We start from the raw sequence: 26,395 nt of genomic DNA on the forward strand, positions 1-26,395 counted from the left end.
TCAGCCAGGCAGCCGCCGGATCATGTAGACCGACTCGCCCGGGTAGGTGGCAAGCCGGGCCTGCTGCTGCGGGCCATGAGGCAGCGTGGCCGCATAACCTTGGCGCTCCCAGAACCCCACCGACGATTGCACCGACACCAGCGTCGAATGCCGCCAGCCGGCATCCAGCGCATGGGCCCAGGCATGGCGCACCAACCGGGGCCCCAGCCCCAGGCCCGACGCGTCCGGATGCACCGCCAGGTCGTGCAGGTAGAGCGAATCGGCCTGCGCCGCCACCTCGAACTCGCCGTGCAGCGGCGTCAGCTTGCCGGCCACCGACGGATAGCCCGCCAGATAGGCCCGCACGCCGCCTTCATGTTCCACCACCCAGCCCGTGTGCGGCGCGGCGGCGAGCCGCCTGGCGATGAGCGCGCCGTCTTCCACGAAGCCAGCGCCATAGCAGGCAAGCTGGATCGCCAGCACCGCATCGAGGTCGTCGGCGCGCATGCCGCGCACGATGACGGTGTCGGGCGCCATCAGGCCAGCAGCAGCTTGTCGTCGTCCAGCTTCTCGCCGCGGGTCTGCTCGAACATGCGCAGCAGGTCGGGCACGTCGAGGCCCGAGCGCTGCGGTCCGGCCACGTCGAGGATCACCTGGCCCTCGTGCAGCATCACCGTGCGCGAGCCGTAGTCCAGCGCCTGGCGCATGCTGTGCGTCACCATCATCGCGGTGAGCTGGCCGGCCTCGACGATCTTGGCGGTCAGCTCCAGCACGAAGGCGGCGGTCTTGGGGTCGAGCGCGGCCGTGTGTTCGTCGAGCAGCAGGATGCGCGAGGGCCTGAGCGACGCCATCAGCAGGCTCACCGCCTGCCGCTGCCCGCCCGAGAGCAGGCCGATGCGGTCGGCCAGGCGGTTCTCCAGCCCCAGCTTCAGGATCGACAGCTTCTCGCGGAACATCTCGCGCAGGTTGCGATTGAGCGCGAAGCCGAAGGCCCGGCGCTCGCCGCGCTTCCAGGCCAGCGCCATGTTCTCCTCGATGGTCAGCGCCTCGCAGGTGCCGGCCATCGGGTCCTGGAACACGCGCGCCACCATGCCCGAGCGCTGCCAGGCGTTCATGCGCGTCACGTCCTTGCCGTCGATCTCGATGCGGCCCTTGTCGACGATCAGGTCGCCGCTCACCGCGTTCAAAAAGGTCGACTTGCCCGCGCCGTTCGAGCCGATCACGGTGACGAACTGGCCGGTGGGAATCTCCAGGCTAAGGCCGCGCAGCACGCGGTTCTCGATCGGCGTGCCCGGGTTGAAGGTCATTTCGAGTTGTTGGGCGCGCAGCATCAGTTCTTCCCCTTGAACAGGCCACCCAGCCTGCGCTTGTAGGCAGGCACCAGCAGCGCGAAGGCCACCAGCACGGCGGTCACCAGGTTCAGGTCCTGCGCCTGCAGGCCCATGAAGTCGGTGTTCAGCGCCATCGCGATGAAGAAACGGTAGAGCAGCGCGCCGATGATGCAGGCCAGCGTCGTGATGACCATGCTGCGCGCCGGAATCAGCGTCTCGCCGATGATCACCGCCGCCAGGCCGATCACGATCGTGCCCACGCCCATCGAGATGTCGGCCGTGCCCTGGCTCTGCGCGAACAGCGCGCCGGCCAGCGCCACCAGCGCGTTCGACAGCGCCAGGCCCGCCATGGTGTGGAAGTCGGTCGAGATGCCCTGGGCTCGCGCCATGCGCGCGTTGCCGCCGGTGGCGCGCATCGCCAGGCCTGCCTCGGAGGCGAAGAACATGTCGACCACGATCTTCGCGACGATCACGATCAGCAGAAGCAAGAGCGGCTTGGCCCACTGCTCGGGCATGCCGCCGAAGCTGGCCATGCTGAACACCGTGGGTTCCGTGATGAGCGCCACGTTGGGCTTGCCCATCACGCGCAGGTTGATGGAGTACAGCGCGATCATCACCAGGATGCTCGCGAGCAGCTGCATGATCTTCAGCTTCACGTTGAGCCAGGCCGTGACCCAGCCCGAGGCCGCGCCGGCCACGCAGGCCACCGCCGTGGCGGCGACCGGGTTCCAGCCTGCGACGATCAGCGTCGCGGCCACGGCGGCGCCCAGCGGGAAGCTGCCGTCCACCGTGAGGTCGGGGAAGTTGATGATGCGAAACGACAGGAAGACGCCCAGCGCGACCAGCCCGAATATCAGGCCGATCTCGATGGCGCCCAGCGAAGCGATGAGCGACATGGGGAAAAGCGGAAAGCCGGCGGCTTCTTCTTACTTCGTGCTCACGACCTTGGCGGTCTTCAGCAGCTCGTCGGACAGCGTCACGCCCTGCAGCTTGGCCGCGCCGGGGTTCACCACCAGCTCGAAGTTGGCGCTGGTCTGCGAGGCGATGGCGCCGGGCTTCTCGCCCTTCAGGATGCGCACCACGACCTTGCCGGTCTGGCGGCCGATGTCGGTGTAGTTCAGGCCCAGGGCGGCCACGGCGCCGCGCTCGACGGTGGCGGTGTCGGCTGCCACCACCGGCAGCTTGCCCTGCTGCGCCACCTTCACGATGCCCTCGAAGGCCGAGACCACGTTGTTGTCGGTGGGCGTGTAGATCACGTCGGCCTTGCCGACCAGGCTCTGCGCGGCGGTCGGCACGTCCACCGTGCGGGCGGCGGCGGCTTCGACCACGGTCATGCCGGCGGCGGAGGCGGCCTTCTTGAGCGAGTCGACGATGGCCACCGAGTTGGCTTCGCCGGGGCTGTAGATCACGCCGATGCGCTTGGCGGCGGGCACCACCTGCTTGATGAGGGCGATGTGCTTTTCCAGCGGCGACAGGTCGGACACGCCCGTCACGTTGGTGCCCGTGGGCTCCCAGCTCTTCACCAGCTTGGCCGCCACCGGGTCGGTGACCGCCGAGTACACCACCGGAATGCTCTTGGTGGCCGCCACCATGGCCTGCGCCGACGGCGTGGCGATGGCGACGATCGCGTCGGGCTGGTCGCCCACGTACTTGCGGGCGATCTGGGCGGCGGTGCCCACGTTGCCCTGCGCGCTCTGGTAGGTGAACTTGAGGTTCTTGCCTTCCTCGTAGCCCGAAGCCTTCAGCTCGGCCTTCACGCCGTCGCGCACCGCGTCCAGCGCCGGGTGCTCGACGATGGCGGTCACGGCCACCGACTTGGTGTCGGCCGCGAACGAAGGCGCGGCGGCCAGCATGCCGAGGGCCAGGGCCACTGCGCTGAAGGGGGTGCGAAGCAAAGCGTTTTTCACGGGAAAGGGTCTCCGGGTGGGGATTGGGATGCGTCTGAAGCCGCCGGCGGGTGCCGACGGCGAGGGATTCAACGGCTGGACATCGCGTCGTGCGGTCCGGGCGCCACGGAGTCTAGATCGTACTTTGCACAATTAAGGTGCATGAAAGCCTCGGGCTTACCCCGCTTTGCGCCATAAAATTGCATCGATCTGGTGCATTGGGAGAAGAAATTGCATGACATCGCACTCGACCGGATCGACCGGAAGATTCTCGAGCACCTGCAAGCCCACGGCCGGGCCACCAACCTGGAACTGGCGGAGGCGGCCAATCTCTCGCCCGCCCAGTGCCTGCGGCGCCACCGGCGGCTGGAGGAGCTGGGGCTGATCCACGGCTACGCGGCGCGGCTGAACGCGCGCCACATCGGGCTGGGCGTGACCGCCTTTATCCACGTGACCATGGCGCGCGGCCATGTCGACGAACTGCCCAAGTTCCAGGACCTGATCGCGGACATGAAGCAGATCCTGGAGTGCTACTCGGTGACGGGCGACTTCGACTACGTGCTCAAGGTCGTCGCGCACGACCTCGAGTCGCTCTCGCAGTTCCTGATGCACACGCTGATGCACATGCCCGGCGTGTCGGCGGTGCGCTCCAGCGTGTGCCTCAACGAGATCAAGTTCACCACGGCGCTGCCGCTGGAGTGAAGGAGGCGGGAGCGGACAGCCGAACGCAGAAGGAATACAAAAACTACGCAGAGGTCGCAGAAGGAGAACCAAAAAAGTTTTCTTCTGCGACTTCTGCGAAACCTTCGCGACTTCTGCGTTCGGCTGTCCGCTCCCGATCCCGCTTTCAACCCGCCCCGCCAGGCGCCGGCGGCGGCGCCGTCATCACCATCGTCGGCACCGCCAGCGGCAGCGAGGCCTTCTTCAGTTCGTCGAGGATGGTGAACAGCAGGTCGCTGCGCACGCCCCCCGCCAGCCGCGGGCTCGCCACGTAGGCGATGGCCTGGAAGATCAGGAGCCCGTTTTCGATGCCCTCCAGCGTGAGCGAGGGCGCCGGCGTCTCCAGCACGCCCTCGTGCGCCTTGCAGGCCGCGAGGATCAGCTCGCGCACGCGCTGCGCGTCGGTGGTCAGCGGCATCGGCAGGCGGATCAGCACCCGGCCCTCGGCGTTGGCCAGCGTCATGTTGCGCACGGTCTTCGTGATGAACTCCGAGTTCGGCACGATCAGCGTCGAGCGGTCGCCCAGCTGGATCTCGGTGGCGCGCACGTTGATGCGCCGCACGTCGCCCTCGGCCGTGCCCAGCACCACCCAGTCGCCCACCTTCACCGGCTGCTCGGCCAGCAGGATCAGCCCCGAGATGAAGTTCTGCACGATGGCCTGCAGGCCGAAGCCGATGCCCACCGACAGCGCGCTGGCCACCCACGCGATGCGCTCGATGCCGATGCCCAGCGCCGACAGCGAGAAGGCGATCACCAGGATGCCGCCCACGTAGCCCAGCAGCGTGGTGATGGAGCTCTGCATGCCCGGCTCGAACTTGGTGTTGGGCAGGTAGCTGCGCGCGAGCCAGCGCTTGAAGATGCGCAGCACCACGAAGCCCACCACGGCCACCGCGACCGCGCTGAGGATCGCGCCCGGCACCAGCTGGAACTCGCCCACCTTCACGCCGGTGCCGAACTTGCCGCTGCGCTGGAACACCTCGCCCGGCCCCGTGCCCAGCGGCGCGGCCAGCGCCACCAGCATGTAGAAGAAGAGCGCCACGCGGCTGAGCGCCGACAGCACCGTGGCGGCCTGGTCCAGCGTCTGCGGCGCGAGGTTGAAGCTCTTCTGCAGCCGCTGGCCGAAGCCGGCGCGAGACGACACCGTGGCCATGAAAACGTCGTCCGCGAACTTGAAGAGCACGTAGAACGCGGCCGCGACGATGCCGCTCCAGGCCAGCTGCGAGGCCAGGAAGCTCGCGAGCGCCACGTAGCCCAGCGCCACCAGCACCCAGATCGCGATCATCAGCATGCCGATCAGCGCCACCAGCAGGCCGACCCACATCGGCCGTTCGGGCAGGCCGGCTTCGGCCGCGTCGGCGCGCAGCGGCTTCACGAGGTAGAGCACCGAGGCGACCAGCGCCGTCAGCACCAGCGCGGTGAGCACGTGCGTGGCCACCACGGCGGCGAAGCTGGCGTCGATGAGCGCGTTGACCTCGGCCGGCGTCCAGGCCAGCACCGCCACCAGCGCCACCATCCAGGGCAGGGGCGCGAGCCGGCTGGCCATCTCGTCGGGAATGGGCGGCAGCCGCCACGAGGGCCGGCGCGTGGCCAGCAGCCCGCGGCCCAGCCCGATCACGAAGGCCATGAACACCAGCAGCTGCGCGGCCGACTGCAGCACCTTGCGCGCCTGCGGCTCCCAGGTGGCGAACTCCTTCAGCACCTCGACGAAGCCGTGCGCCGCCACCGCCACCAGCAGCACGTGGCTGGCGACGATGCCGATCACCAGCACCGAGCGCCGCAGCCGCCCCGCCGGCAGGTAGCGCGCCGCCAGCCAGGCGAGCAGCACCTCGGCGCCCCAGATGCCGAACAGCGTGAGCAGCAGCGCGCCGACCAGCGCGGCGATCACCGGAAGGCGGGTCCCGGGCTGGGTGGCAGCCACCAGGCCGTCGTTCACCGAGGAGACCATCGCCTTCAGGCGCACCAGGTCGTCGGGCCAGGCCTCGCGCAGGTCGCTCCAGAACTCGGTGGTCAGCGGCGAAGCCGCGCGCTCGGTGAGCTGCGCCTCGAACAGCGCCCGCCGCTGCGTGACCAGCTCGGTGCCGCGCTGCCGCACGTCGACCGACAGCAGGCGCGCGAGGCGGATGTCGGCATCCAGTGCGTTGCGCTCCTTCGTCAGGCTCGCACGCTGGCGGGTGATGTCGGGGTCTTCGGTGGTGCCGGCGGCGGGCGGATTGCCGAGCTCGCCGAGCTTGGCGTTCAGATCGGCCAGATCGCCGGTGCGCGCGGCGACGAACTTGTCGGCCTGCACGCCGATGTCGTTGATCTGGGCGAGCAGCTTGCGCGCGTCGTCGTCCGTCTCGGCGGCGTTGCTGAGCTTGGTGAACTGCGCGCGCAGTTCGGCGATCGTGGGGGCAGGGGCTGCGGCGGCCGCGGCGGCGCTGTTGGCGTTGTTTCCGTTGCCGGCGTCCGGTTGCGCCTGCGCACCGCCGCAGATGAACAGGGCCGCGAGGCAGAAGCTCGCGAAGCGTTGGGTCCAACTCATGGCCGCATCATAGAAGCCGCCATTTCGTAAGGACTGGTAAGAATCTCCGCGTCAGGCGGCTGGAGGAAAGAGATCGACCCTGTCGGTGATGATGCCGTCGGTGCCGAGCTCGATCAGCCGCTGCGCGGCCCAGTCGTCGTTCACCGTGTAGCTCAGCGCGCGCATGCCCGCCTCGTGCACCAGCGCCACCACGGTGGCGTCCCACAGCGCGTGGTTGCAGACGATGGCGACACAGCCGAGCTGCCTGGCCGCCTCGAGCCAGCCATCCCAGAGCTTGTCGAGCAGCAGGCCGCGCGGCAGCCCGGGCTGCACCGCCTGGGCGCCCTTGAGCGATTCGACCTGGAAGGAGGTGAGCAGCGGCGGCACGGCGGCTCCCTTCCAGAGGCGGGCGGCCTCACGGGCGACCACTTCGCCTGTCTCGCGCTCGGTGCCGGGCGTGGGCTTGATCTCGATGTTGAGCAGATGGCCGTTGGCCAGGCAGAAGCGCGCCAGGTTCTCCAGCGTGGGCAGCGGCTCGCCCGCGTAGGCGCGCGAATGCCAGCCGCCCGCGTCGAGCTGCGCCAGCGCGCTCCAGGGCTGCGCGCCGCCGGTGCCGTGGCCGCTGGTGGTGCGATCGAGCGTGGCATCGTGCATCAGGAACACCACGCCATCGGCGCTGAGTTTGGCGTCGCACTCGAACATGCGATAGCCGTGCGAGGCGCCGAGGCGGAACGCGGCCAGCGTGTTCTCGGGAGCGAGCTTGCCGGCGCCGCGGTGGGCGACCCAGCGGGGGTAGGGCCAAGGATTCAGCTCGGCCATCGATCAGTCCGCGCGTTTGCCGGAGCCGGCGTCGAACCAGTGCAGCTTGTCTTCGCGCGCCGCGATCTTCACCGTGTCGCCTGCAACTGGCGGATGGTCGGCCTCGTCGGTGCGCATGATGATCTGCTCGTCGCCGATGCGGCCGTACACCAGCCGCTCGGCGCCCAGCAGTTCGACCTGCTCGACCTGCACCGACCAGCCGCTCTCGTCGAGCTTCAGGTGCTCGGGGCGGATGCCCAGGATCTGGCCCGGGCGCACGCCGGGCGCGTGCTTCAGCAGGTTCATCGGCGGCGAGCCGATGAAGCTCGCGACGAAGGTGGTGGCGGGGCGCGAGTACACCTCCTCGGGGGTGGCGAACTGGTCCATCACGCCGCCGTTCATCACGATGATGCGTTGGGCCAGCGTCATGGCCTCGACCTGGTCGTGCGTGACGAACAGCGAGGTGATGCCGAGCTCGCGGTGCAGCTTCTGGATCTCGAGGCGGGTCTGCGCCCGCAGCTTGGCGTCGAGGTTCGACAGCGGCTCGTCGAACAGGAACACCTGCGGCTGGCGCACGATGGCGCGGCCCATGGCCACGCGCTGGCGCTGGCCGCCGGACAGTTCGCGCGGCTTGCGCTCCAGCAGGTGGCCCAGCTCGAGGATCTTCGCGGCCTTGTCGACGCGCGTCTTGATCTCGGCCGGCGGGACCTTCGCGATCTTCAGGCCGTAGGCCATGTTCGCGAACACGCTCATGTGCGGATACAGCGCGTAGTTCTGGAACACCATGGCGATGTCGCGCTCGGCGGGCTCCAGGTTGTTCACCACCTTGTTGCCGATGGCGATCTCGCCGGCGGAGATTTCCTCCAGGCCGGCCACCATGCGCAGCAGCGTGGACTTGCCGCAGCCCGAGGGCCCGACGATGACGATGAACTCGTGGTCGGCGATCTCGGCGCTCACGCCGTGGATGACCTGGTTCGCCTTGGGCCCGTGGCCGTAGCGCTTGATGACGTTGCGTAGGGAGAGGGAAGCCATAACTTATTTTTCAGTGTCCACGAGGCCTTTGACGAACCACTTCTGCATGAGGACCACCACCAGCGCCGGCGGCAGCATCGCGAGGATGGCGGTCGCCATCACCACGTTCCATTCGTTCTGGCCGTCGCCGCCGGCGATCAGCCGCTTGATGCCGACCACGATCGGGTACATGTCCTCGTTGGTGACCGCCAGCAGCGGCCAGAGGTACTGGTTCCAGCCGTAGATGAACTGGATCACGAAGAGCGCCGCGATGCTGGTCTTCGACAGCGGCAGCAGCACGTCGAAGAAGAAGCGCATCGGGCTCGCGCCGTCCATGCGCGAGGCCTCGGTGAGTTCCTCGGGCACCGTCAGGAAGAACTGCCGGAACAGGAATGTGGCAGTGGCCGAGGCGATCAGCGGCACCGTCAGGCCCGCGTAGCTGTTGAGCATGCTCAGGTCCGACAGCACCTTGTAGGTGGGCAGGATACGCACTTCCACCGGCAGCATCAGCGTGACGAAGATCGCCCAGAAGCAGATCTTCTTGAACGGGAAGCGGAAGTAGACGATGGCGAAGGCCGACAGCAGCGAAATGGCGATCTTGCCGACGGCGATGACCAGCGCCGTCACCAGGCTCACCCACATCATGTGCGCCACCGGCGCGTTGGAGCCGGCGCTGCTCGCGCGGCCGAAGAGCGCGCCCTTGTAGCTCTCCAGCATGTGCGAGCCCGGCAGCAGCGGCATCGGCCGCTGCACGATTTCCTGCGCGGTATGCGTGGACGCCACGAAGGCGAGGTAGATGGGGAAGGCGACGATCAGGACGCCGAGGATCATCACCACGTGGGCCAGGATGCCCTGGGTGCTTCTTCTTTCAACCATGTCAGTACTGCACCTTCTTTTCGACGTAGCGGAATTGCACGATGGTCAGCGCGATCACGATCACCATGAGCACCACCGACTGCGCAGCCGAGCCGCCCAGGTCGAGCGCCTTGAAGCCGTCGTGATAGACCTTGTAGACGAGGATTTCCGTGTCCTTGCCCGGGCCGCCCTCGGTGGCGGCGTGCACGATGGCGAAGGTGTCGAAGAACGCGTAGACCACGTTCATCACCAGCAGGAAGAAGGTGGTGGGCGACAACAGCGGGAACTGCACCGTCCAGAAGCGGCGCCACGGGCGCGCGCCGTCGATGGCGGCCGCCTCGATCAGCGACTTCGGGATGGACTGCAGCCCCGCCAGGAAGAACAGGAAGTTGTAGGAAATCTGCTTCCACACGGCGGCCATCACGATCAGCGTCATCGCGTGCTTCGAGTTGAGCAGGTGGTTCCAGTCGATGCCGATCTTGCCCAGCGCATAGGCCACCACGCCCAGCGAGGGGGAGAACATGAACACCCACAGCACGGCGGCCACGGCGGGCGCCACGGCGTACGGCAGGATCAGCATGGTCTTGTAGAACATGCCGCCGCGCACGATGCGGTCGGCGAACACGGCCAGCGTCAGCGACAGCGTCAGGCCGATGCTGGCCACCAGCACCGAGAAGATGGCGGTGGTCTTGAACGACTCGGCGTAGGCCGGGTCCTCGAAGAGTTCCCTGAAGTTCTGCAGCCCGACGAAATCGACCGAGGTGCCGAAGGCGTCCTGCTGCTGCAGCGACTGCAGCAGGGCCTGTGCGGCCGGCCAGAAGAAAAACACGAATATCACCGCCATCTGCGGTGCCAGCAGCAGCCAGGGCAGCCAGCCCGAGCGAAAGAAGACGCGTTTTTCCATGAACCCTCTACATATAAAAATCCCGCCCGGCCCGCTCTTGCGCAAGAGCGGACGGGGGCGGGCGATATTAGCCGGACACGCGCGGGGTCCGGTTGTCGATCGTCAGCTCTTGTTGGCCTTCTGGAAGCGTTCCAGCTGCTCGTTGCCGCGGGTCACGATGGCGTCGAGGGCTTCCTTGGCGGTCTTCTTGCCGTTCCAGACCTGTTCGAGCTCTTCGTCCTCGATGGCGCGGATCTGCACGTAGTTGCCCAGGCGGATGCCGCGGCTCTTGTCGGTGACCTTGCGGATCATCTGCGTCACGGCCACGTCGGTGCCGGGGTTCTGCTTGTAGAAGCCCGAGTCCTCGGTGAGCTTGTACGAGGCCATGGTCACGGGCAGGTAGCCGGTGCGCTTGTGGCTGGCGGACTGCACTTCAGGTGTCGAGATGAAGCTGAAGAACTTGGCCACGCCCTTGTACTCGGCCGGTTTCTTGCCCGACATGACCCACAGGCTGGCGCCGCCGATCACGGTGTTCTGGGGCGCGCCGGGCACGTCCGGGTAGTAGGGCAGGGGAGCCAGGCCGTAGGCGAACTTGGCGTTCTTCGCCACGTTGCCGTAGAAGCCCGAGGACGTGTTGATCATGGCGCACTCGCCCGACACGAACGAGGCCTCGGGCACGTTGCCGCGGCCCTTGTAGATGAACAGGCCCTGCTTGGCCATGCTGGCCAGGTTCTCGATGTGGCGCTGGTGCAGCGGCGAATTGACCTTCAGGCGCGCGTCCAGGCCCTGCAGGCCGTTGGCCTTGCTCGCGAACTCGACGTTGTGCCAGGCCGAGAAGCTCTCGACCTGCGTCCAGTTCTGCCAGGCCGTGGTGAACGGGCACTTGTGGCCGCTGGCCTTGAGCTTGGCGGCGGCGGCCACCACCTCGGGCCAGGTGGCGGGAGCCTTGTCGGTGGGCAGGCCGGCGGCCTTGAAGGCGTCCTTGTTGAAATAGAAGATGGTGGTCGAGCTGTTGAACGGGAAGCTCAGCATCTGGCCGTTGGGGGCGGTGTAGTAGCCGGCCACGGCGGGGATGTAGGCTGCCGGGTCGAACTTCTCGCCCGCGTCCTTCATGACCTGGCCGACCGGCACGATGGCGCCCTTGCTGGCCATCATGGTGGCGGTGCCCACTTCGAACACCTGCAGGATGTGCGGGGCGTTGCCGGCACGGAAGGCGGCGATGGAGGCCGTCATCGATTCGTCGTAGGTGCCCTTGAAGGTGGGGACGACCTTGTATTCCTTCTGGCTCTCGTTGAACTGCCTGGCCAGGTCGTTGACCCACTCGTTGTTGACGGCGGTCATGGAATGCCACCACTGGATCTCGGTCTGGGCCTGCGCCACGTTGAACAGCGTGGTGGCGGCCAACGCCGATGCCAGCGCGAGCGTCTTGAATCGCATGAAGACTCCTGAAGGGAAAAATGGAAAGCGCGGATGCTAGGGCATGTGGATGACACAGCCGCGTCACATTGGCGCACGGAGCACGGGTTTCCTCCAATCGGGGAAACCCCTTTGGACCCTTCGGCCTTCCCTTGCCTTTTCGGCCGGATTTGGCCCTGTTCGCAGCAGGCCCGGCAGGGGGCGAGGCCCCTCTTGCTGCGCCGCACCATGCTAGCATCGCCCTCCCTTTTTTCGGCCTAGCCTGTCGCCGTGGCCGGGGCTTCCAAGAGACCTCCATGAGCAGCAAAACCTCCCTCGACAAAAGCAGGATCAAGTTCCTCTTGCTCGAAGGCATCCACCCCTCGGCCGTGGAGGTGCTGCGCGCCGCCGGCTACACCAACGTCGAGTCGCTGCCGGGCGCGCTGCCCGATGCCGAGCTGAAAGAGAAGATCGCCGACGTGCACTTCCTGGGCATCCGCTCGCGCACCCAGCTCACGGCCGAGGTGTTCGCTGCGGCGCACAAGCTGGTGGCGGCAGGCTGCTTCTGCATCGGCACCAACCAGGTCGACCTGGAAGCTGCCCGCGAGCATGGCGTGGCGGTGTTCAACGCACCGTACTCCAACACCCGCTCGGTGGCCGAGCTGGTGCTGGCCGAAGCCATCCTGCTGCTGCGCGGCGTGCCCGAGAAGAGCGCGGTGGCGCACCGCGGCGGCTGGCTCAAGTCGGCCGAGAACGCCTACGAGATCCGCGGCAAGACGCTGGGCATCGTGGGCTATGGCTCGATCGGCGCGCAGCTGTCGGTGCTGGCCGAGGCGCTGGGCATGCACGTGGCCTTCTACGACGTGGTCACCAAGCTGCCGCTGGGCAATGCGCGCCAGGTGCGCGACCTGCACCAGCTTCTGGCCCAGAGCGACATCGTCACGCTGCACGTGCCCGAGACCCAGGCCACCCAATGGATGATCGGCGCGGCCGAGATCGCCGCGATGAAGCCCGGCGCGATCCTCATCAACGCCTCGCGCGGCACCGTGGTCGAGATCGAGCCGCTGGCCGAGGCGCTGAAGGCGCGCAAGCTGCTGGGCGCCGCCATCGACGTGTTCCCGGTGGAGCCGCGCAGCAACAAGGACGAGTTCCAGTCGCCCCTGCGCGGCCTGGACAACGTGATCCTTACGCCCCACATCGGCGGCTCGACCATGGAGGCGCAGGCCAACATCGGCCTGGAAGTGGCGGAAAAGCTGGTCAAGTACAGCGACAACGGCACCTCGACCTCGTCGGTCAACTTCCCCGAGGTGGCGCTGCCGGCGCACCCGGGCAAGCACCGGCTGCTGCACGTGCACCGCAACGTGCCGGGCGTGCTGTCGGAGATCAACAAGATCTTCTCGGACAACCACATCAACATCTCCTCGCAGTTCCTGCAGACCAACGAGAAGATCGGCTACGTGGTGATGGACATCGACGCCGCCTCCTCCGACCTGGCGCTGGAGAAGCTGGCGAAGGTGGGCGGGACGATCCGCAGCCGCGTGCTGTTCTGACCCGGCCTCCCGGGGGGAGGTGATTCCCCCGGAAGCAGCGCCTACCACAAGGCCGCAAGCACGGTCACGAGGCAAGACCCCGAGCGCTGCAATAAAATCCCCAGCCCGGCTATGGGCGCGCAGCGCCCGGCCGAGGCGCCCCACCCGATGAATGCTCCGACCGCGTTGAATACGCTATTGGCACAGGCCGCAGAGCCTGTCCGACTGCGCGAGATCCCGTACAACTACACCAGCTTCTCCGATCGCGAGATCGTGATTCGCCTGCTGGGCGAACGCGGCTGGGAACTGCTGCAGACCCTGCGCGCCGAGCGCCGCACCGGCCGATCGGCGCGCATGCTCTACGAGGTTCTGGGCGACATCTGGGTGGTGCAGCGCAACCCCTACCTGGTCGACGACCTGCTCGACAACCCGCGCCGCCGCGGCCAGCTGGTAGATGCCCTGAGGCACCGCCTGGCCGAGGTCCAGAAGCGCCGCACCCCCGACAGCGACCTGCCGCGCGACCAGCTGGTGGGCGAGCTCACGGCCCTCGTGGGCGATGCGGTGGCCGCCTTCGACACCAAGTTCCGCGACGTCGCCGCCCTGCGCCGCAAGGCCACGCGCGTGCTGGGCCGGCTCACCGCCAAGGACAACATCAAGTTCGACGGCCTTTCGCGCGTCGCCCACGTCACCGACGCCACCGACTGGCGCGTGGAGTACCCCTTCGTGGTGCTGTGCCCCGACACCGAGGCCGAGATGGCGCTGCTGGTGAAGGGCTGCATCGAGCTGGGCCTGACCATCATCCCGCGCGGAGGCGGCACCGGCTACACCGGCGGCGCCATTCCGCTGACCTGGAACAGCGTCGTCATCAACACCGAGAAGCTCGAGGCGATGACCGAGGTCGAGCACGTCGCGCTGCCCGGACTGGCCGACCCGGTGCCCACCATCTGGACCGAGGCCGGCGTGGTCACCCAGCGCGTGGCCGATGCGGCCGAGCGCGCGGGCTTCGTCTTCGCGGTCGACCCGACCTCGGCCGAGGCCTCGTGCGTGGGCGGCAACGTCGCCATGAACGCGGGCGGCAAGAAAGCCGTGCTCTGGGGCACGGCGCTCGACAACCTGGCTTCGTGGCGCATGGTCACGCCGCAGGCCGAGTGGCTCGAGGTCACGCGCATCGGCCACAACCTGGGCAAGATCCACGACGTCGACAGCGCCGTGTTCGAGCTGCAGTACTACGCCGCCGACGGCAGGACGAAGCTGCGCAACGAACGCCTCGAAATTCCGGGCCGCACCTTCCGCAAAGAGGGCCTGGGCAAGGACGTGACCGACAAGTTCCTCTCGGGCCTGCCCGGCATCCAGAAGGAGGGCTGCGACGGCCTCATCACCAGCTGCCGCTGGGTGGTGCACCGCATGCCGGCTCACACGCGCACCGTGTGCCTGGAGTTCTTCGGCAACGCCAAGGACGCGGTGCCCAGCATCGTCGAGATCAAGGACTTCATGTTCGCCGAGCAGAAGCGCTCGGGCGTGCTGCTGGCCGGCCTCGAACACCTGGACGACCGCTACCTCAAGGCCGTGGGCTACGCCACCAAGTCGAAGACGCACGGCGGGCTGCCCAAGATGGTGCTGTTCGGCGACATCGCGGGCGACGACGCCGACGCGGTGGCGCGCGTCACCTCCGAGGTTGTGCGCATTGCCAACTCGCGCAGCGGCGAAGGCTTCATCGCCATCAGCCCCGAGGCGCGCAAGAAGTTCTGGCTCGACCGCAAGCGCACGGCGGCCATCAGCCGCCACACCAACGCCTTCAAGATCAACGAAGACGTGGTGATCCCGCTGCCGCGCATGGCCGAGTACAGCGACGGCATCGAGCGCATCAACATCGAGCTGTCGCTGCAGAACAAGCTCGCGCTCACCGACGAGCTCGAAGCCTTCCTCACGCGCGGCAACCTGCCGCTGGGCAAGACCGACGACGCGCACGAGATTCCCGCGGCCGAGCTGCTGGAAGACCGCGTCGCGCAGGCGGTGGCGCTGGTGCAGGAAACGCGCGCGCTGTGGGCCGGCTGGCTGAAGGACGTCGACGCGCTCTTCCCGCAGCTGCAGGACCACTCGCTGCGCGCGAGCTGGAAGACCCAGCTGCGCCAGCCGCTGCAGGCCGTCTTCACGGGCGCGGAGTTCGCGCCGATCCTGGCGGAGTGCACCGCCATCCACAAGCGCGTGCTCAAGGGGCGCGTGTGGGTCGCGCTGCACATGCACGCGGGCGACGGCAACGTGCACACCAACATCCCCGTCAACAGCGACAACTACGACATGCTGCAGACCGCGCATGCCGCGGTGGTGCGCATCATGGCGCTGGCGCGCAGCCTCGACGGCGTGATCTCGGGCGAGCACGGCATCGGCATCACCAAGCTCGAATTCCTGAGCGACGACGAGCTGCGCCCCTTCACCGAGTACAAGGCCAAGGTCGACCCCGAAGGCCGCTTCAACAAGGGCAAGCTGCTGCGCGCGCCCGCGGGCAAGCCCGAGACGCTGCACGCCGACCTGACCAACGCCTACACGCCGAGTTTCGGCCTCATGGGGCACGAGTCGCTCATCATGCAGCAGAGCGACATCGGCGACATCGCCAACAGCGTGAAGGACTGCCTGCGCTGCGGCAAGTGCAAGCCCGTGTGCGCCACGCACGTGCCGCGCGCCAACCTGCTGTACAGCCCGCGCAACAAGATCCTCGCGACCTCGCTGCTGGTGGAGGCCTTCCTCTACGAAGAGCAGACCCGGCGCGGCGTGAGCATCAAGCACTGGGAGGAATTCGAGGACGTGGCCGACCACTGCACCGTGTGCCACAAGTGCCTCACGCCCTGCCCGGTGAAGATCGACTTCGGCGACGTGTCGATGAACATGCGCAACCTGCTGCGCAAGATGGGCCAGAAGAGCTTCCGCCCCGGCAATGCGGCCGCGATGTTCTTCCTGAACGCGACCAATCCGCAGACCATCAAGGCGGTGCGCGCGGGCATGGTGGGCGTGGGTTTCAAGGCGCAGCGCCTGGCCAACGACCTGCTGCGCGGCCTCGCGAAGAAGCAGACCTCCGCGCCGCCGGCGTCGCTCGGGCCGGCCCCGGTCAAGGAGCAGGTGATCCACTTCATCAACAAGAAGATGCCGGGCAACCTGCCGAAGAAGACGGCGCGCGCGCTGCTCGACATCGAGGATGCGGACTACGTGCCGATCATCCGCAACCCGAAGGCGACCACCTCCGAGACCGAGGCGGTCTTCTACTTCCCGGGCTGCGGATCGGAGCGGCTGTTCTCGCAGGTCGGTCTGGCCACGCAGGCCATGCTCTGGCATGCGGGCGTGCAGACCGTGCTGCCGCCGGGCTACCTGTGCTGCGGCTATCCGCAGCGCGGCAGCGGCCAGTTCGACAAGGCCGAGAAGATGATCACGGACAACCGCGTGCTCTTCCACCGTGTGGCCAACACGCTCAACTACCTCGACATCAAGACGGTGGTGGTGAGCTGCGGCACCTGCTACGACCAGTTGCAGGGCTACCAGTTCGACAAGATCTTCCCGGGCTGCCGCATCGTCGACATCCACGAGTACCTGCTCGAAAAGGGCATCACGCTCGCCGATGCGGCAGGCGGCGGCTACCTCTACCACGACCCCTGCCACTCGCCGATGAAGCAGCAGGACCCGATGAAGACGGTGAAGGCGCTGGTGGGCGACAACGTGCTCAAGAACGACCGCTGCTGCGGCGAGTCGGGCACGCTGGGCGTGTCGCGGCCCGACATCTCCACGCAGATCCGCTTCCGCAAGGAACAGGAGCTGAAGAAGGGCGAAGCCGCGCTGCGCGAAGCCGGCAAGGTCGGCGAGAAGGAGAACGTGAAGATCCTCACCAGCTGCCCGAGCTGCCTGCAGGGCCTCTCGCGCTACGGCAACGACCTGAACAATGGACTGCTCGAAGCCGACTACATCGTGGTCGAGATGGCCAACAAGATCCTCGGCGAAGACTGGATGCCGAACTACGTGGAAGCCGCCAATCAGGGCGGCATCGAGCGGGTGCTGGTGTGACGTCGAAGGTGCAGGGCTGCGTGCTGTGCGAGGGCCCGGGCGGGCGCCTCGTGTTCGAGGGCGCGAAGCTGCGCGTGATCCATGCCGAGGAGGCGGGCTTCCCGGCCTTCTATCGCGTGGTGTGGCGCGAGCACGCGCCGGAGTTCTCCGATCTCGACGCGGCCGACCGTGCCCTGTGCATGGAAGCGGTGACAGTGGTCGAGCAGTGCCTGCGCGAGCATCTGAAGCCGGCGAAGATCAATCTCGCCGCGCTCGGCAACATGGTCGCGCACCTGCACTGGCACGTGATCGCGCGCTTCCCGAACGACAGCCACTTCCCCGGCTCGGTGTGGGCGCCGGTGCAGCGCGAGCGCGATGCGGCGCTCGAAGCTGACATTGCCGCGCTCCTGCCCGCCATCGAGGCTGCGATGATCGAGCGATTGGGCAACAGGAGCTTCTGATGGCAGGCTTGAAACCGGGCGCACCGACGCCGCAGTCGATCACCGTGCATGGCCAGTCGCGCGTGCTCGAAGTGGGCTTCTCGGATGGCGCGACCTTCCGCATTCCCTTCGAGCTGATGCGCATCTACTCGCCCTCGGCCGAGGTGCAGGGCCATGGCCCCGGGCAGGAAGTGCTGCAGACGGGCAAGCGCGATGTCGAGCTCGTCGAGCTCGAGGCGGTGGGCAACTACGCGGTGCAGCCGACCTTCAGCGACGGCCACAACACGGGCATCTACTCCTGGGACCTGCTCTACGAACTGGGCGAGAAGCAGGCCGAACTGTGGTCTGCCTATGAGCGCCGGCTGGCCGAGGCGGGTGTCGACCGCGACGCGCCGATGATCGAGAAGGGCGGCCACGCCTGCGGCAGCCACTGAGGCCTTCGAGGCAGCGCAAGAATCCGCCGCTGCTATTGAAAAGATAGCCCTACGCCCAGAAAGGGCGGGGCTGAAAAAGCAACAAATGTCCGCCGTGGTCGCGGGGTCGTCGACTTGATGTGAAGGCTTCCGGCCTAACATCGGTCGCATGAGTACCACACACTTCGGCTTCGAAACGGTCGACGAAAGCGAGAAGGCCCGCCGCGTTCGCGGTGTCTTCGATTCGGTCGCATCGCGCTACGACATCATGAACGACCTGATGTCGGCAGGCCTGCACCGCGCCTGGAAGGCGTACACCGTCATGGTCGCGAACGTGGGCGAAGGCTCGCGCGTCCTCGACATCGCGGGCGGCACCGGCGACCTCGCGCTGGCCTTCGCGAAGAAGGTCGGTGCCAGCGGCCAGGTGGTCCACACCGACATCAACGAAGCCATGCTGCGCACCGGCCGCGACCGGCTGCTCGACGCCGGCGTGGTGCTGCCCACCATGGTCTGCGACGCGGAGAAGCTGCCCTTTCCCGACAACCACTTCGACGTGGTCACCGTGGCCTTCGGCCTGCGCAACATGACGCACAAGGACATCGCGCTCAAGGAGATGAACCGCGTGCTCAAGCCGCGCGGCAAGCTGCTGGTGCTCGAGTTCTCGAAGGTCGCGAAGCCGCTCGCGAAGGCCTACGACTGGTACTCCTTCAACGTGCTGCCGAGGCTCGGCAAGCTCGTGGCTGGCGACGATGCGAGCTATCGCTATCTCGCCGAATCCATCCGGATGCACCCCTCGCAGGAGGAGCTCAAGACCCTCATGAAAGAGGGCGGTTTCGGACATGTGGACTATCACAACATGACTGGGGGAATCGCTGCCCTCCATGTTGGAATCAAGTGTTGAAAAGCGGATCTTTCGCTCGAGAGGAGACGACGATATGAAGAGTTTGGGTTCTTTGTTCCTGGCAGCCGCGCTGGTCCTGGTCAGTGTCCAGGCCGAGGCTGCGCGCATCGGTGGCGGCAAGTCGATGGGTCGCCAGTCGTCCAACGTGACGCAGCGCGAGTCCGCAGCGCCTTCGGCACCCGCGCAGCAGAACGCGACCAACGCGGCAGCGGCCAAGCCCGCAACGCCCGCGCCCGCGGCAGCTGCACCGAAGCGTCCCTGGGGCGCGATGCTCGGCGGCCTGGCCGCCGGCCTGGGCCTCGCATGGCTCGCCAATTCGCTGGGCCTCGGCGCCGGCTTCGCCAACATCCTGCTGATCGGCCTGCTGGTGCTGGCAGGCGTGGTGGTGTGGCGCATGATCAAGTCGCGCTCGCAGCCCGTTGCCAATCGCCAGGGCGGCTTCGCCTTCCAGGGCGCCGGTGCCAGCCCGAGCAACGCGAGCGCTCCGGCGCAGTACAGCCCCAACAACGTGGGCAACGACGCATCGGCGCGTCCCTGGGAGCGCAACAACGCTGCCTTCGATGCCACGCCGCACGGCAGCAGCCTTTCGGCGGCTGGCGCAGCGGCAGGCGGCAGCATGATCGGCTCGGCACTCGGCGGTTCGCAGTCGTGGGGCATTCCCGCCGGCTTCGACGTCGACGGCTTCCTCGGCGCTGCAAAGCGCAACTTCGTGACCCTGCAGGACGCGTGGGACCGCGCCGACGTGTCGACGCTGCGTTCGATGATGACCGACGGCATGGTCGACGAAATCCGTTCCCAGCTGGCCGACCGCGCCAGCCACACCGGTGGTGCCTCCAACAAGACCGAAGTCGTGATGCTCGACGCCAAGCTGCTCGGCATCGAGGAGCTGCCAGACGCCTACATGGCCAGCGTGGAGTTCTCCGGCATGATCCGCGAAGACGCCTCGGCCGGCCCGGGCCCGTTCCGCGAAGTGTGGAACATGACCAAGCCGGTCAGCGGCAACAGTGGCTGGCTGGTTGCAGGCGTACAGGCACTGCAGTAATAAAAAGCTGAAAAGCGGCCCTCACGGGGCCGCAACGCAGGCGGGATAATGGGGACATGGCCACACCATCGTCCCCATTTTCCTTTCTAGGCGATCTCTTCAACACCATTGGCGAGCGCCTGCAGCCCCCGGACTGGGCGGTCCACGAGATCCAGAACCGCGCGGTCCTGTTCCTCAACCATGTGCTCCAGCAGGAGCCCGAGGCCCAGCAGCGGCTGCTGCGCCAGCAGGGGCGGGTGGTGCGCTTCCAGTGGCGCTTCGTGACCATGGAGCTGGTGGCAACGCCGGCCGGCCTTCTCGACCTTGCCCCGGCCGGCTCGGTGCCCGAGCTGACGCTCACCGTCACCGACGACTCTCCCTTCGACATTGCCCGCGCCGCGCTTCGAGGCGACAAGCCCGCCGTGCAGATCATCGGCGACGTGCAGCTGGCGGCCGAGGTCAACTGGCTGGTCGACCATGTGCGCTGGGACGTCGAGGACGATCTGGCCCGCGTGATCGGCGACGTGCCCGCGCATACGCTGGGCAACGCCGTGCGCCGTGTTGTCGGTGCGCTGCGCCAGTTCGTCGGCAACCGCACGGCCGGCAAGGCCGGCGGTTCGGCTGTCGGCCCCGCAGGCAACGCCGAATGAGGCGCTTCTACCGCGGACTTTTCATCGTCTGGGTCGCGCTGCGCTACGGCCTCGACGAGCTGGTGCTCTCGAGCTTCCAGAAGCCCTGGGTGCGCGGGGTCACGCGCGTTCTTTCCTTCGGGCGCAACCTCGATGCGCCGCGCGGCCAGCGCTTGCGCGAGGCGCTCGAAAGCCTCGGCCCCATCTTCGTGAAGTTCGGCCAGGTTCTGTCGACCCGGCGCGACCTGCTGCCGCCCGACATCGCCGACGAGCTGGCCTTCCTGCAGGACCGGGTGCCGCCGTTTCCCTCTTCCGTGGCGATCGCCACCATCGAGCGCGCGTTCCGCCGCCCGGTGAGCGATGTGTTCGTGCAGTTCGACGAGACGCCCATCGCCAGCGCATCGATCGCGCAGGTGCACTTCGCGACCATCCGCACCAACGAGGGCGAAGAGCGCGAGGTGGCGGTGAAGGTGCTGCGCCCCAGCATGCGCGGCGTGATCGAGAAGGACCTGGCGCTGATGGCCATGATGGCCGGCTGGCTCGAGAACCTCTCGGCCGACGGCAAGCGCCTGAAGCCGCGCGAGGTGGTGGCCGAGTTCGACAAGTACCTGCACGACGAGCTCGACCTGGTGCGCGAGGCCGCCAACGCGGCCCAGCTGCGCCGCAACATGGCCGCGCTCGACCTGGTGCTGATTCCCGAGATGTTCTGGGACTTCTGCCACCCCGAGGTCATCGTGATGGAGCGCATGAAGGGCGTGCCCATCGCGCAGATGGACCGCCTGCGTGCGGCCGGCGTCGACATTCCGAAGCTGGCGCGCGACGGCGTGACCATCTTCTTCACGCAGGTGTTCCGCGACGGCTTCTTCCACGCCGACATGCACCCGGGCAACATCCAGGTGAGCCTGGAGCCGGAGACCTTCGGGCGCTACATCTCGCTGGACTTCGGGATCATCGGCACGCTGACCGAGTCGGACAAGGAATACCTCGCGCAGAACTTCGTGGCCTTCTTCCGGCGCGACTACAAGCGCGTGGCCGAGCTGCACCTCGAAAGCGGCTGGGTGCCGGTGGGCACCCGGATCGATGAACTGGAGGCGGCCATCCGCACCGTGTGCGAGCCGTACTTCGACCGGCCGCTGAAGGAAATCTCACTGGGCATGGTGCTGATGCGCCTGTTCCAGACCTCGCGGCGCTTCCACGTCGAGATCCAGCCGCAGCTGGTGCTGCTGCAGAAGACGCTGCTCAACATCGAGGGCCTGGGGCGCAACATCGACCCCGAACTCGACCTCTGGGCCACGGCCAAGCCCTTCCTCGAGAAGTGGATGGTCGACCAGATCGGCCCCAAGAAGCTGCTGCAGCAGCTCAAGGCCGAGGCGCCCAGGTACGCCAAATTGCTGCCCCAATTGCCTCGATTACTGCACGATTTCCTGGAGAATCGCCCGGTCGACAACCGCCGCGAGCTGCTCGAGCTGCTGGCCGAACAGAAGCGCACCAACCGGTTGCTGCAGACCATCGTCTACGGTGGCATAGGTTTTGTATTGGGGTTGCTCGCCATGCAATTGCTGGTGCGCGTGCGTCTGTTCTAGAGGAGTCTGTGCCGTGTTGTTGACGCTGGTCATCGTCTATCTGCTTGTCACCATCGCGATCGGCCTGTACGCCGCCAAGCGGGTGAAGAACACCACCGACTTCGCCATCGCCGGGCGGCACCTGCCGCTCTACATGATCGTCACGACCACCTTCGCGACCTGGTTCGGCTCCGAAACGGTGCTCGGCATCCCGGCCAAGTTCATCGAGGGCGGGCTCAGCGGCGTGGTCGAAGACCCGTTCGGCGCCGGCACCTGCCTGATCCTGGTGGGCCTGTTCTTCGCCGGCAAGCTCTACCGCATGACGCTGCTGACCATCAGCGACTACTACCGCGAGCGCTACGGCCGCGGCGTGGAGGTGGCCTGCTCGCTGATCATCATGCTGAGCTACCTGGGCTGGGTGTCGGCGCAGGTCACGGCGCTGGGGCTGGTGTTCAACCTGCTGTCGGGCGGCGTGGTCAGCATCCCGGTGGGCATGGTGATCGGGGTGATCTCGATCCTGGCCTACACGCTCTTCGGCGGCATGTGGTCGGTGGCGGTCACCGACTTCATCCAGATGATCATCCTCGTGGCGGGCCTGGCCGTGATCGCGATGTTCGCGGGCAACATGGCCGGCGGCGCCGACAAGGTGGTGGCCTTCGCGGTCAGCAAGGACCTCTTCAAGTTCTGGCCCGAGCCGAGCTGGCACGACATGGTGTTCTTCTTCGCCGCGGCCATCACGATGATGCTGGGCTCCATCCCGCAGCAGGACGTGTTCCAGCGCGTGATGTCGGCCAACAGCGTCCAGGCGGCCCGCCGTGGCCCGGTGATCGGCGGCCTGGCGTACATCCTCTTCGCCTTCGTGCCGATGTTCCTCGTGGCCAGTGCGCTGCTCATCATGCCGGAGCAGACCGGCGCGCTGCTGAAGGAAGATCCGCAGAAGGTGCTGCCCACGCTGGTGCTGGAGAAAATGCCCTTCGTGATGCAGGTGCTGTTCTTCGGCGCGCTGCTGTCGGCCATCAAGTCGACTGCCTCGGCCACGCTGCTGGCCCCGAGCGTCACCTTCACCGAGAACATCTGGCGCCAGTTCCGACCGGCCGGCACCGACCGCCAGAACCTCATGACCATGCGCATCACGGTGCTGCTGTTCAGCGCCGCCGTGCTGGCCTACGCCATTCGCATGCAGGGCACGCCGATCTACGAACTGGTTTCGGGCGCCTACCAGGTGCCGCTGGTGGGCGCCTTCGTGCCACTGGTGTGCGGCCTGTACTGGCGCCGGGCCACCACGCAGGGCGCGGTCGCCTCGATCGTCCTGGGCATCGGCGTGTGGCTGCTGTTCCTGCAGGTGCCGTCCTGGGGAGCCGTGTTCCCGGCCCAGCTGGCGGGTGTTCTGTGCTCTTTCGCGGGCATGGTGGCCGGCTCGCTGCTGCCGCAATGGTTGGCGAACACTCACACGCCGCACCGCCCGCTGGCCACGGAGCCGGCCTGAAGCCGGGGCCCGCCGGCTGGGCCGGGCGTCCTTTCACGGGGGCGCCCCTATAATCGAGGGCTTTGCGAGCGGCCGCTGCGCCGCTTTTTTGACCTCATTTCCCATGCCCATCTACGCCTACAAGTGCAGCGCCTGCGGCTTCGCCAAGGACGCTTTGCAGAAGATGTCCGACGCACCCCTCACGGTGTGTCCGGCGTGCGGCGCGAGTGCGTTCGAAAAACAGGTCACGGCCGCCGGCTTCCAACTCAAGGGCTCGGGCTGGTACGTGACCGATTTCCGTGACGGCGGCGGCAAGAAGTCCGAGCCGGCCACGTCGCCCGCCTCCGGCGAATCTTCGTCTTCCTCCTCTTCTTCCACCACGTCAGCCGCGCCGAGCCCCGCTCCGGCGCCCGCCGCACCGGCTCCCGCGCCGGCCGCGACGAGCGGCGACTGAAACGCCCCCCGACCGCCATGCTCGCCCTGCGCAAATGGTTGCTGTCCGGCCTGCTGGTCATCGTGCCGCTGGTCATCACGCTCGGCGTGCTGAACTGGATCATCGGCACGCTCGACCAGACGCTGTGGCTGCTGCCCGAGCAGTGGCAGACCTGGCTGAGCGACCACAAGGTGCGCGGCCTGGGCGTGCTGCTCACGCTGGCGATCCTGCTGGTGGTGGGGGCCACGGCCAGCAACTTCGTCGGCAAGCGCCTGCTCGGCTGGGGTGACGCCGTGGTCCGGCGCATCCCCGTGGTGCGCTCGATCTACTCCAGCGTCAAGCAGGTGTCGGACACGCTGTTCTCCGAGAACGGCAATGCCTTCCGCACCGCGGTGCTGGTGCAATGGCCGCGCGAAGGCGTATGGACCATCGCCTTCGTGACCGGCGCGCCCGGCAACGAGGTCGCCGCGCATCTCGGCGAGGGCGAGTTCCTCAGCGTCTATGTGCCGACCACGCCCAATCCCACGGGCGGCTACTTCGTGATGCTCAAGCGCAGCGACTGCATCGAACTGAAGATGAGCGTGGACGAAGCGCTCAAGTACATCGTCTCGATGGGGGTGGTCGTTCCAGGCGGCCCCGCCACGGTGGCGGTGAAGTCTTCCAACTCATAAAAGAACGAACGCGCCCTCGAGGCGCCGGAATGGATTCCTATGGCCATGCGTACTCAATATTGCGGTCTCGTGACCGAAGCCCTGCTGGGCCAGACCGTCACCCTTTGCGGCTGGGTCAACCGTCGCCGCGACCACGGCGGCGTGATCTTCATCGACGTGCGTGACCGCGAAGGCTACGTGCAGGTGGTGTGCGACCCCGACCGCGCCTCGACCTTCGCCGTGGCCGAGAGCCTGCGCAACGAATACTGCGTGCAGATCACCGGTCTGGTGCGCGCGCGGCCCGAAGGCACGACCAACGACCAGCTCAAGAGCGGCAAGATCGAAGTGCTGTGCCATGAGCTGAAGGTGCTGAACCCCTCGGTCACGCCCCCGTTCCTGCTGGACGACGACAACCTGTCGGAAACCACCCGCCTCACGCACCGCGTGCTCGACCTGCGCCGCCCGGCCATGCAGCGCAACATGCTGCTGCGCTACAAGGTGACGATGGAAACGCGCAAGTTCCTCGACGCCAACGGCTTCATCGACATCGAGACGCCGATGCTCGGCAAGTCCACGCCCGAAGGCGCGCGCGACTACCTCGTGCCCAGCCGCGTGCACGACGGCAGCTTCTTCGCGCTGCCGCAGTCGCCCCAGCTCTTCAAGCAGCTGCTGATGGTGGCCGGCTACGACCGCTACTACCAGATCGTGAAGTGCTTCCGTGACGAAGACCTGCGCGCCGACCGCCAGCCCGAATTCACGCAGATCGACATCGAGACCTCGTTCCTCGCCGAGGAAGAGATCCGCGAGATGTTCGAAGGCATGATCCGCAACGTGTTCCGCAACGCCGCGGGCATCGACCTGCCGGTGTTCCCGACCATGACGTACGCGGACGCGATGTTCAAGTACGGCTCGGACAAGCCCGACCTGCGCGTGAAGCTCGAGTTCACCGAACTCACCGAGCTGATGAAGCGTGTCGAGTTCAAGGTGTTCTCCAACGCCGCCACCATGGCCGGCGGCCGCGTCGTGGCGCTGCGCGTGCCCGGCGGCGGTGCCGAGGGCGGTCTCTCGCGCGGCGAGATCGACGCGTACCAGGAGTTCGTCAAGATCTACGGCGCCAAGGGCCTGGCCTACATCAAGGTCAACGACGCTGCTGCCGGCCGCGATGGCCTGCAGAGCCCGATCGTGAAGAACCTCGACGACAACGCGCTGGCCGAGATCATCGCGCGCACGGGTGCGCGCAACGGCGACATCCTGTTCTTCGGCGCCGACAAGGAAAAAATCGTCAACGACGCCATCGGCGCGCTGCGCATCAAGATCGGCCACAGCGCCTTCGGCAAGAAGAGCGGCCTGTTCGACGACCGCTGGGCGCCGCTGTGGGTGGTGGACTTCCCGATGTTCGAGTTCGACGAGGAAGGCCAGCGCTGGAGCGCCGTGCACCACCCGTTCACCGCGCCGAAGGACGGCCACGAAGACCTCATGGACACCGCGCCCGAGAAGTGCATCGCCAAGGCCTACGACATGGTGCTCAACGGCATCGAGATGGGCGGCGGCTCGGTGCGTATCCACCGCGAGGAAGTGCAGAGCAAGGTGTTCCGCGCGCTGAAGATCAGCGCCGAGGACGCGCAGCTCAAGTTCGGCTTCCTGCTGGATGCGCTGCAGTACGGCGCGCCCCCGCACGGCGGCATCGCCATCGGCCTGGACCGCCTGGTCATGCTCATGACCGGCGCCGAGTCGATCCGCGACGTGATCGCCTTCCCCAAGACCCAGCGCGCGCAGGACCTGCTGACGCAGGCGCCGAGCCCGGTCGACGAGAAGCAGCTGCGCGAACTCCACATCAAGCTGCGCAACGCGCAAGCATGATGCTCGCCCCCAGGCTGCGCGCACTTCGTGTCGCTTCGCCAACCCCCTACCGGGGGCAACACCTGAGGCCCGGCAAAGCCGGTTCCTCGGTGTTCCGCGAAGAAAACT

The 26,395-nt window shown here is 67.1% G+C and carries 23 protein-coding genes; 13 read left to right on the plus strand and 10 right to left on the minus strand.

Features of this window, described 5'->3' with window-relative positions; all coding sequences use genetic code 11:
• Genes ACAM57_RS05965 through ACAM57_RS05980 form a run of 4 tightly spaced genes read right to left on the minus strand, consistent with a single transcriptional unit; the run spans position 1 to position 3,163 of the window.
• Complete coding sequence (locus ACAM57_RS05965; protein ID WP_369661004.1) at positions 1-516, minus strand: GNAT family N-acetyltransferase; 516 nt, start codon at positions 514-516, stop codon at positions 1-3.
• On the minus strand, positions 516-1,310 hold the full coding sequence (locus ACAM57_RS05970) for an ABC transporter ATP-binding protein (protein ID WP_126024692.1): 795 nt from the start codon (positions 1,308-1,310) through the stop codon (positions 516-518). Before ACAM57_RS05970 ends, ACAM57_RS05965 begins: the two co-directional genes overlap by 1 nt.
• A complete protein-coding gene (locus ACAM57_RS05975; protein ID WP_184642558.1) occupies positions 1,310-2,206 on the minus strand; it encodes an ABC transporter permease in 897 nt (298 codons plus the stop codon). The genes ACAM57_RS05970 and ACAM57_RS05975 overlap by 1 nt, the downstream gene beginning before the upstream one ends.
• A 30-nt stretch (positions 2,207-2,236) precedes the next feature.
• A complete protein-coding gene (locus ACAM57_RS05980) occupies positions 2,237-3,163 on the minus strand; it encodes an ABC transporter substrate-binding protein (protein WP_184642564.1) in 927 nt (308 codons plus the stop codon).
• Between the two features lie 264 nt (positions 3,164-3,427).
• Here ACAM57_RS05980 and ACAM57_RS05985 point away from each other — a divergent pair, with 264 nt between their 5' ends.
• Positions 3,428-3,898 carry an Lrp/AsnC family transcriptional regulator gene (locus ACAM57_RS05985; protein WP_126024693.1) on the plus strand — a complete coding sequence of 157 codons (471 nt, stop codon included), beginning with the start codon at positions 3,428-3,430 and terminating at the stop codon, positions 3,896-3,898.
• 145 nt (positions 3,899-4,043) lie between these two features.
• Here the strand turns inward: ACAM57_RS05985 and ACAM57_RS05990 are convergent, their stop codons facing one another.
• The 6 genes from ACAM57_RS05990 to ugpB all read right to left on the minus strand — a co-directional run bounded on the left by ACAM57_RS05990 (position 4,044) and on the right by ugpB (position 11,400).
• The gene (locus ACAM57_RS05990; protein WP_369661005.1) at positions 4,044-6,437 is read right to left on the minus strand and encodes a DUF3772 domain-containing protein; all 2,394 of its coding nucleotides are present in this window, start codon (positions 6,435-6,437) and stop codon (positions 4,044-4,046) included.
• 51 nt (positions 6,438-6,488) lie between these two features.
• Positions 6,489-7,235 carry a glycerophosphodiester phosphodiesterase gene (ugpQ, locus tag ACAM57_RS05995; protein WP_126024695.1) on the minus strand — a complete coding sequence of 249 codons (747 nt, stop codon included), beginning with the start codon at positions 7,233-7,235 and terminating at the stop codon, positions 6,489-6,491.
• Positions 7,236-7,238: 3 nt separating this feature from the next.
• Positions 7,239-8,246 (minus strand): sn-glycerol-3-phosphate import ATP-binding protein UgpC, encoded by a 1,008-nt coding sequence (locus ACAM57_RS06000; protein WP_126024696.1) that lies wholly within the window; start codon positions 8,244-8,246, stop codon positions 7,239-7,241.
• A 3-nt stretch (positions 8,247-8,249) separates the two neighbouring features.
• Complete coding sequence (gene ugpE, locus ACAM57_RS06005; RefSeq protein WP_019656566.1) at positions 8,250-9,101, minus strand: sn-glycerol-3-phosphate ABC transporter permease UgpE; 852 nt, start codon at positions 9,099-9,101, stop codon at positions 8,250-8,252.
• A 1-nt stretch (position 9,102) separates the two neighbouring features.
• Positions 9,103-9,984: a sn-glycerol-3-phosphate ABC transporter permease UgpA gene (gene ugpA, locus ACAM57_RS06010; RefSeq protein WP_126024697.1), complete on the minus strand. Its 882-nt coding sequence runs from the start codon at positions 9,982-9,984 to the stop codon at positions 9,103-9,105.
• 102 nt (positions 9,985-10,086) lie between these two features.
• On the minus strand, positions 10,087-11,400 hold the full coding sequence (gene ugpB, locus ACAM57_RS06015; protein ID WP_126024698.1) for a sn-glycerol-3-phosphate ABC transporter substrate-binding protein UgpB: 1,314 nt from the start codon (positions 11,398-11,400) through the stop codon (positions 10,087-10,089).
• A 275-nt stretch (positions 11,401-11,675) separates the two neighbouring features.
• Here ugpB and serA point away from each other — a divergent pair, with 275 nt between their 5' ends.
• The 12 genes from serA (at position 11,676) to aspS (ending at position 26,287) form a co-directional block, all read left to right on the plus strand.
• Complete coding sequence (gene serA / locus ACAM57_RS06020; RefSeq protein WP_184642555.1) at positions 11,676-12,908, plus strand: phosphoglycerate dehydrogenase; 1,233 nt, start codon at positions 11,676-11,678, stop codon at positions 12,906-12,908.
• A 147-nt stretch (positions 12,909-13,055) separates the two neighbouring features.
• A complete protein-coding gene (locus tag ACAM57_RS06025) occupies positions 13,056-16,934 on the plus strand; it encodes a DUF3683 domain-containing protein (RefSeq protein WP_369661006.1) in 3,879 nt (1,292 codons plus the stop codon).
• Positions 16,931-17,374: an HIT family protein gene (locus ACAM57_RS06030; protein ID WP_369661007.1), complete on the plus strand. Its 444-nt coding sequence runs from the start codon at positions 16,931-16,933 to the stop codon at positions 17,372-17,374. Before ACAM57_RS06025 ends, ACAM57_RS06030 begins: the two co-directional genes overlap by 4 nt.
• Positions 17,374-17,787: a gamma-butyrobetaine hydroxylase-like domain-containing protein gene (locus ACAM57_RS06035; RefSeq protein WP_369661008.1), complete on the plus strand. Its 414-nt coding sequence runs from the start codon at positions 17,374-17,376 to the stop codon at positions 17,785-17,787. Before ACAM57_RS06030 ends, ACAM57_RS06035 begins: the two co-directional genes overlap by 1 nt.
• Before the next feature lie 148 nt (positions 17,788-17,935).
• A complete protein-coding gene (gene ubiE / locus ACAM57_RS06040; protein ID WP_369661009.1) occupies positions 17,936-18,667 on the plus strand; it encodes a bifunctional demethylmenaquinone methyltransferase/2-methoxy-6-polyprenyl-1,4-benzoquinol methylase UbiE in 732 nt (243 codons plus the stop codon).
• A 34-nt stretch (positions 18,668-18,701) separates the two neighbouring features.
• Positions 18,702-19,709, plus strand: coding sequence for a Tim44 domain-containing protein (locus ACAM57_RS06045; RefSeq protein WP_126024704.1), 1,008 nt, complete (start codon positions 18,702-18,704; stop codon positions 19,707-19,709).
• Positions 19,710-19,765: 56 nt separating this feature from the next.
• A complete protein-coding gene (locus tag ACAM57_RS06050) occupies positions 19,766-20,338 on the plus strand; it encodes an SCP2 domain-containing protein (protein WP_126024705.1) in 573 nt (190 codons plus the stop codon).
• The gene (ubiB, locus tag ACAM57_RS06055; protein ID WP_184642549.1) at positions 20,335-21,900 is read left to right on the plus strand and encodes a ubiquinone biosynthesis regulatory protein kinase UbiB; all 1,566 of its coding nucleotides are present in this window, start codon (positions 20,335-20,337) and stop codon (positions 21,898-21,900) included. The genes ACAM57_RS06050 and ubiB overlap by 4 nt, the downstream gene beginning before the upstream one ends.
• A gap of 13 nt (positions 21,901-21,913) precedes the next feature.
• On the plus strand, positions 21,914-23,365 hold the full coding sequence (locus tag ACAM57_RS06060; RefSeq protein ID WP_369661010.1) for a sodium:solute symporter family protein: 1,452 nt from the start codon (positions 21,914-21,916) through the stop codon (positions 23,363-23,365).
• Positions 23,366-23,468: 103 nt separating this feature from the next.
• Positions 23,469-23,798, plus strand: a complete 330-nt coding sequence (locus ACAM57_RS06065; RefSeq protein WP_126024708.1) for an FmdB family zinc ribbon protein — start codon at positions 23,469-23,471, stop codon at positions 23,796-23,798.
• Positions 23,799-23,815: 17 nt separating this feature from the next.
• Positions 23,816-24,448 carry a DUF502 domain-containing protein gene (locus ACAM57_RS06070; RefSeq protein ID WP_126024709.1) on the plus strand — a complete coding sequence of 211 codons (633 nt, stop codon included), beginning with the start codon at positions 23,816-23,818 and terminating at the stop codon, positions 24,446-24,448.
• 39 nt (positions 24,449-24,487) lie between these two features.
• Positions 24,488-26,287 carry an aspartate--tRNA ligase gene (gene aspS, locus ACAM57_RS06075; protein ID WP_126024710.1) on the plus strand — a complete coding sequence of 600 codons (1,800 nt, stop codon included), beginning with the start codon at positions 24,488-24,490 and terminating at the stop codon, positions 26,285-26,287.
• Positions 26,288-26,395 lie beyond the last annotated feature (108 nt).

The sequence above is a fragment of the Variovorax sp. V15 genome, assembly GCF_041154425.1.
GTDB lineage: Bacteria > Pseudomonadota > Gammaproteobacteria > Burkholderiales > Burkholderiaceae_C > Variovorax > Variovorax guangxiensis.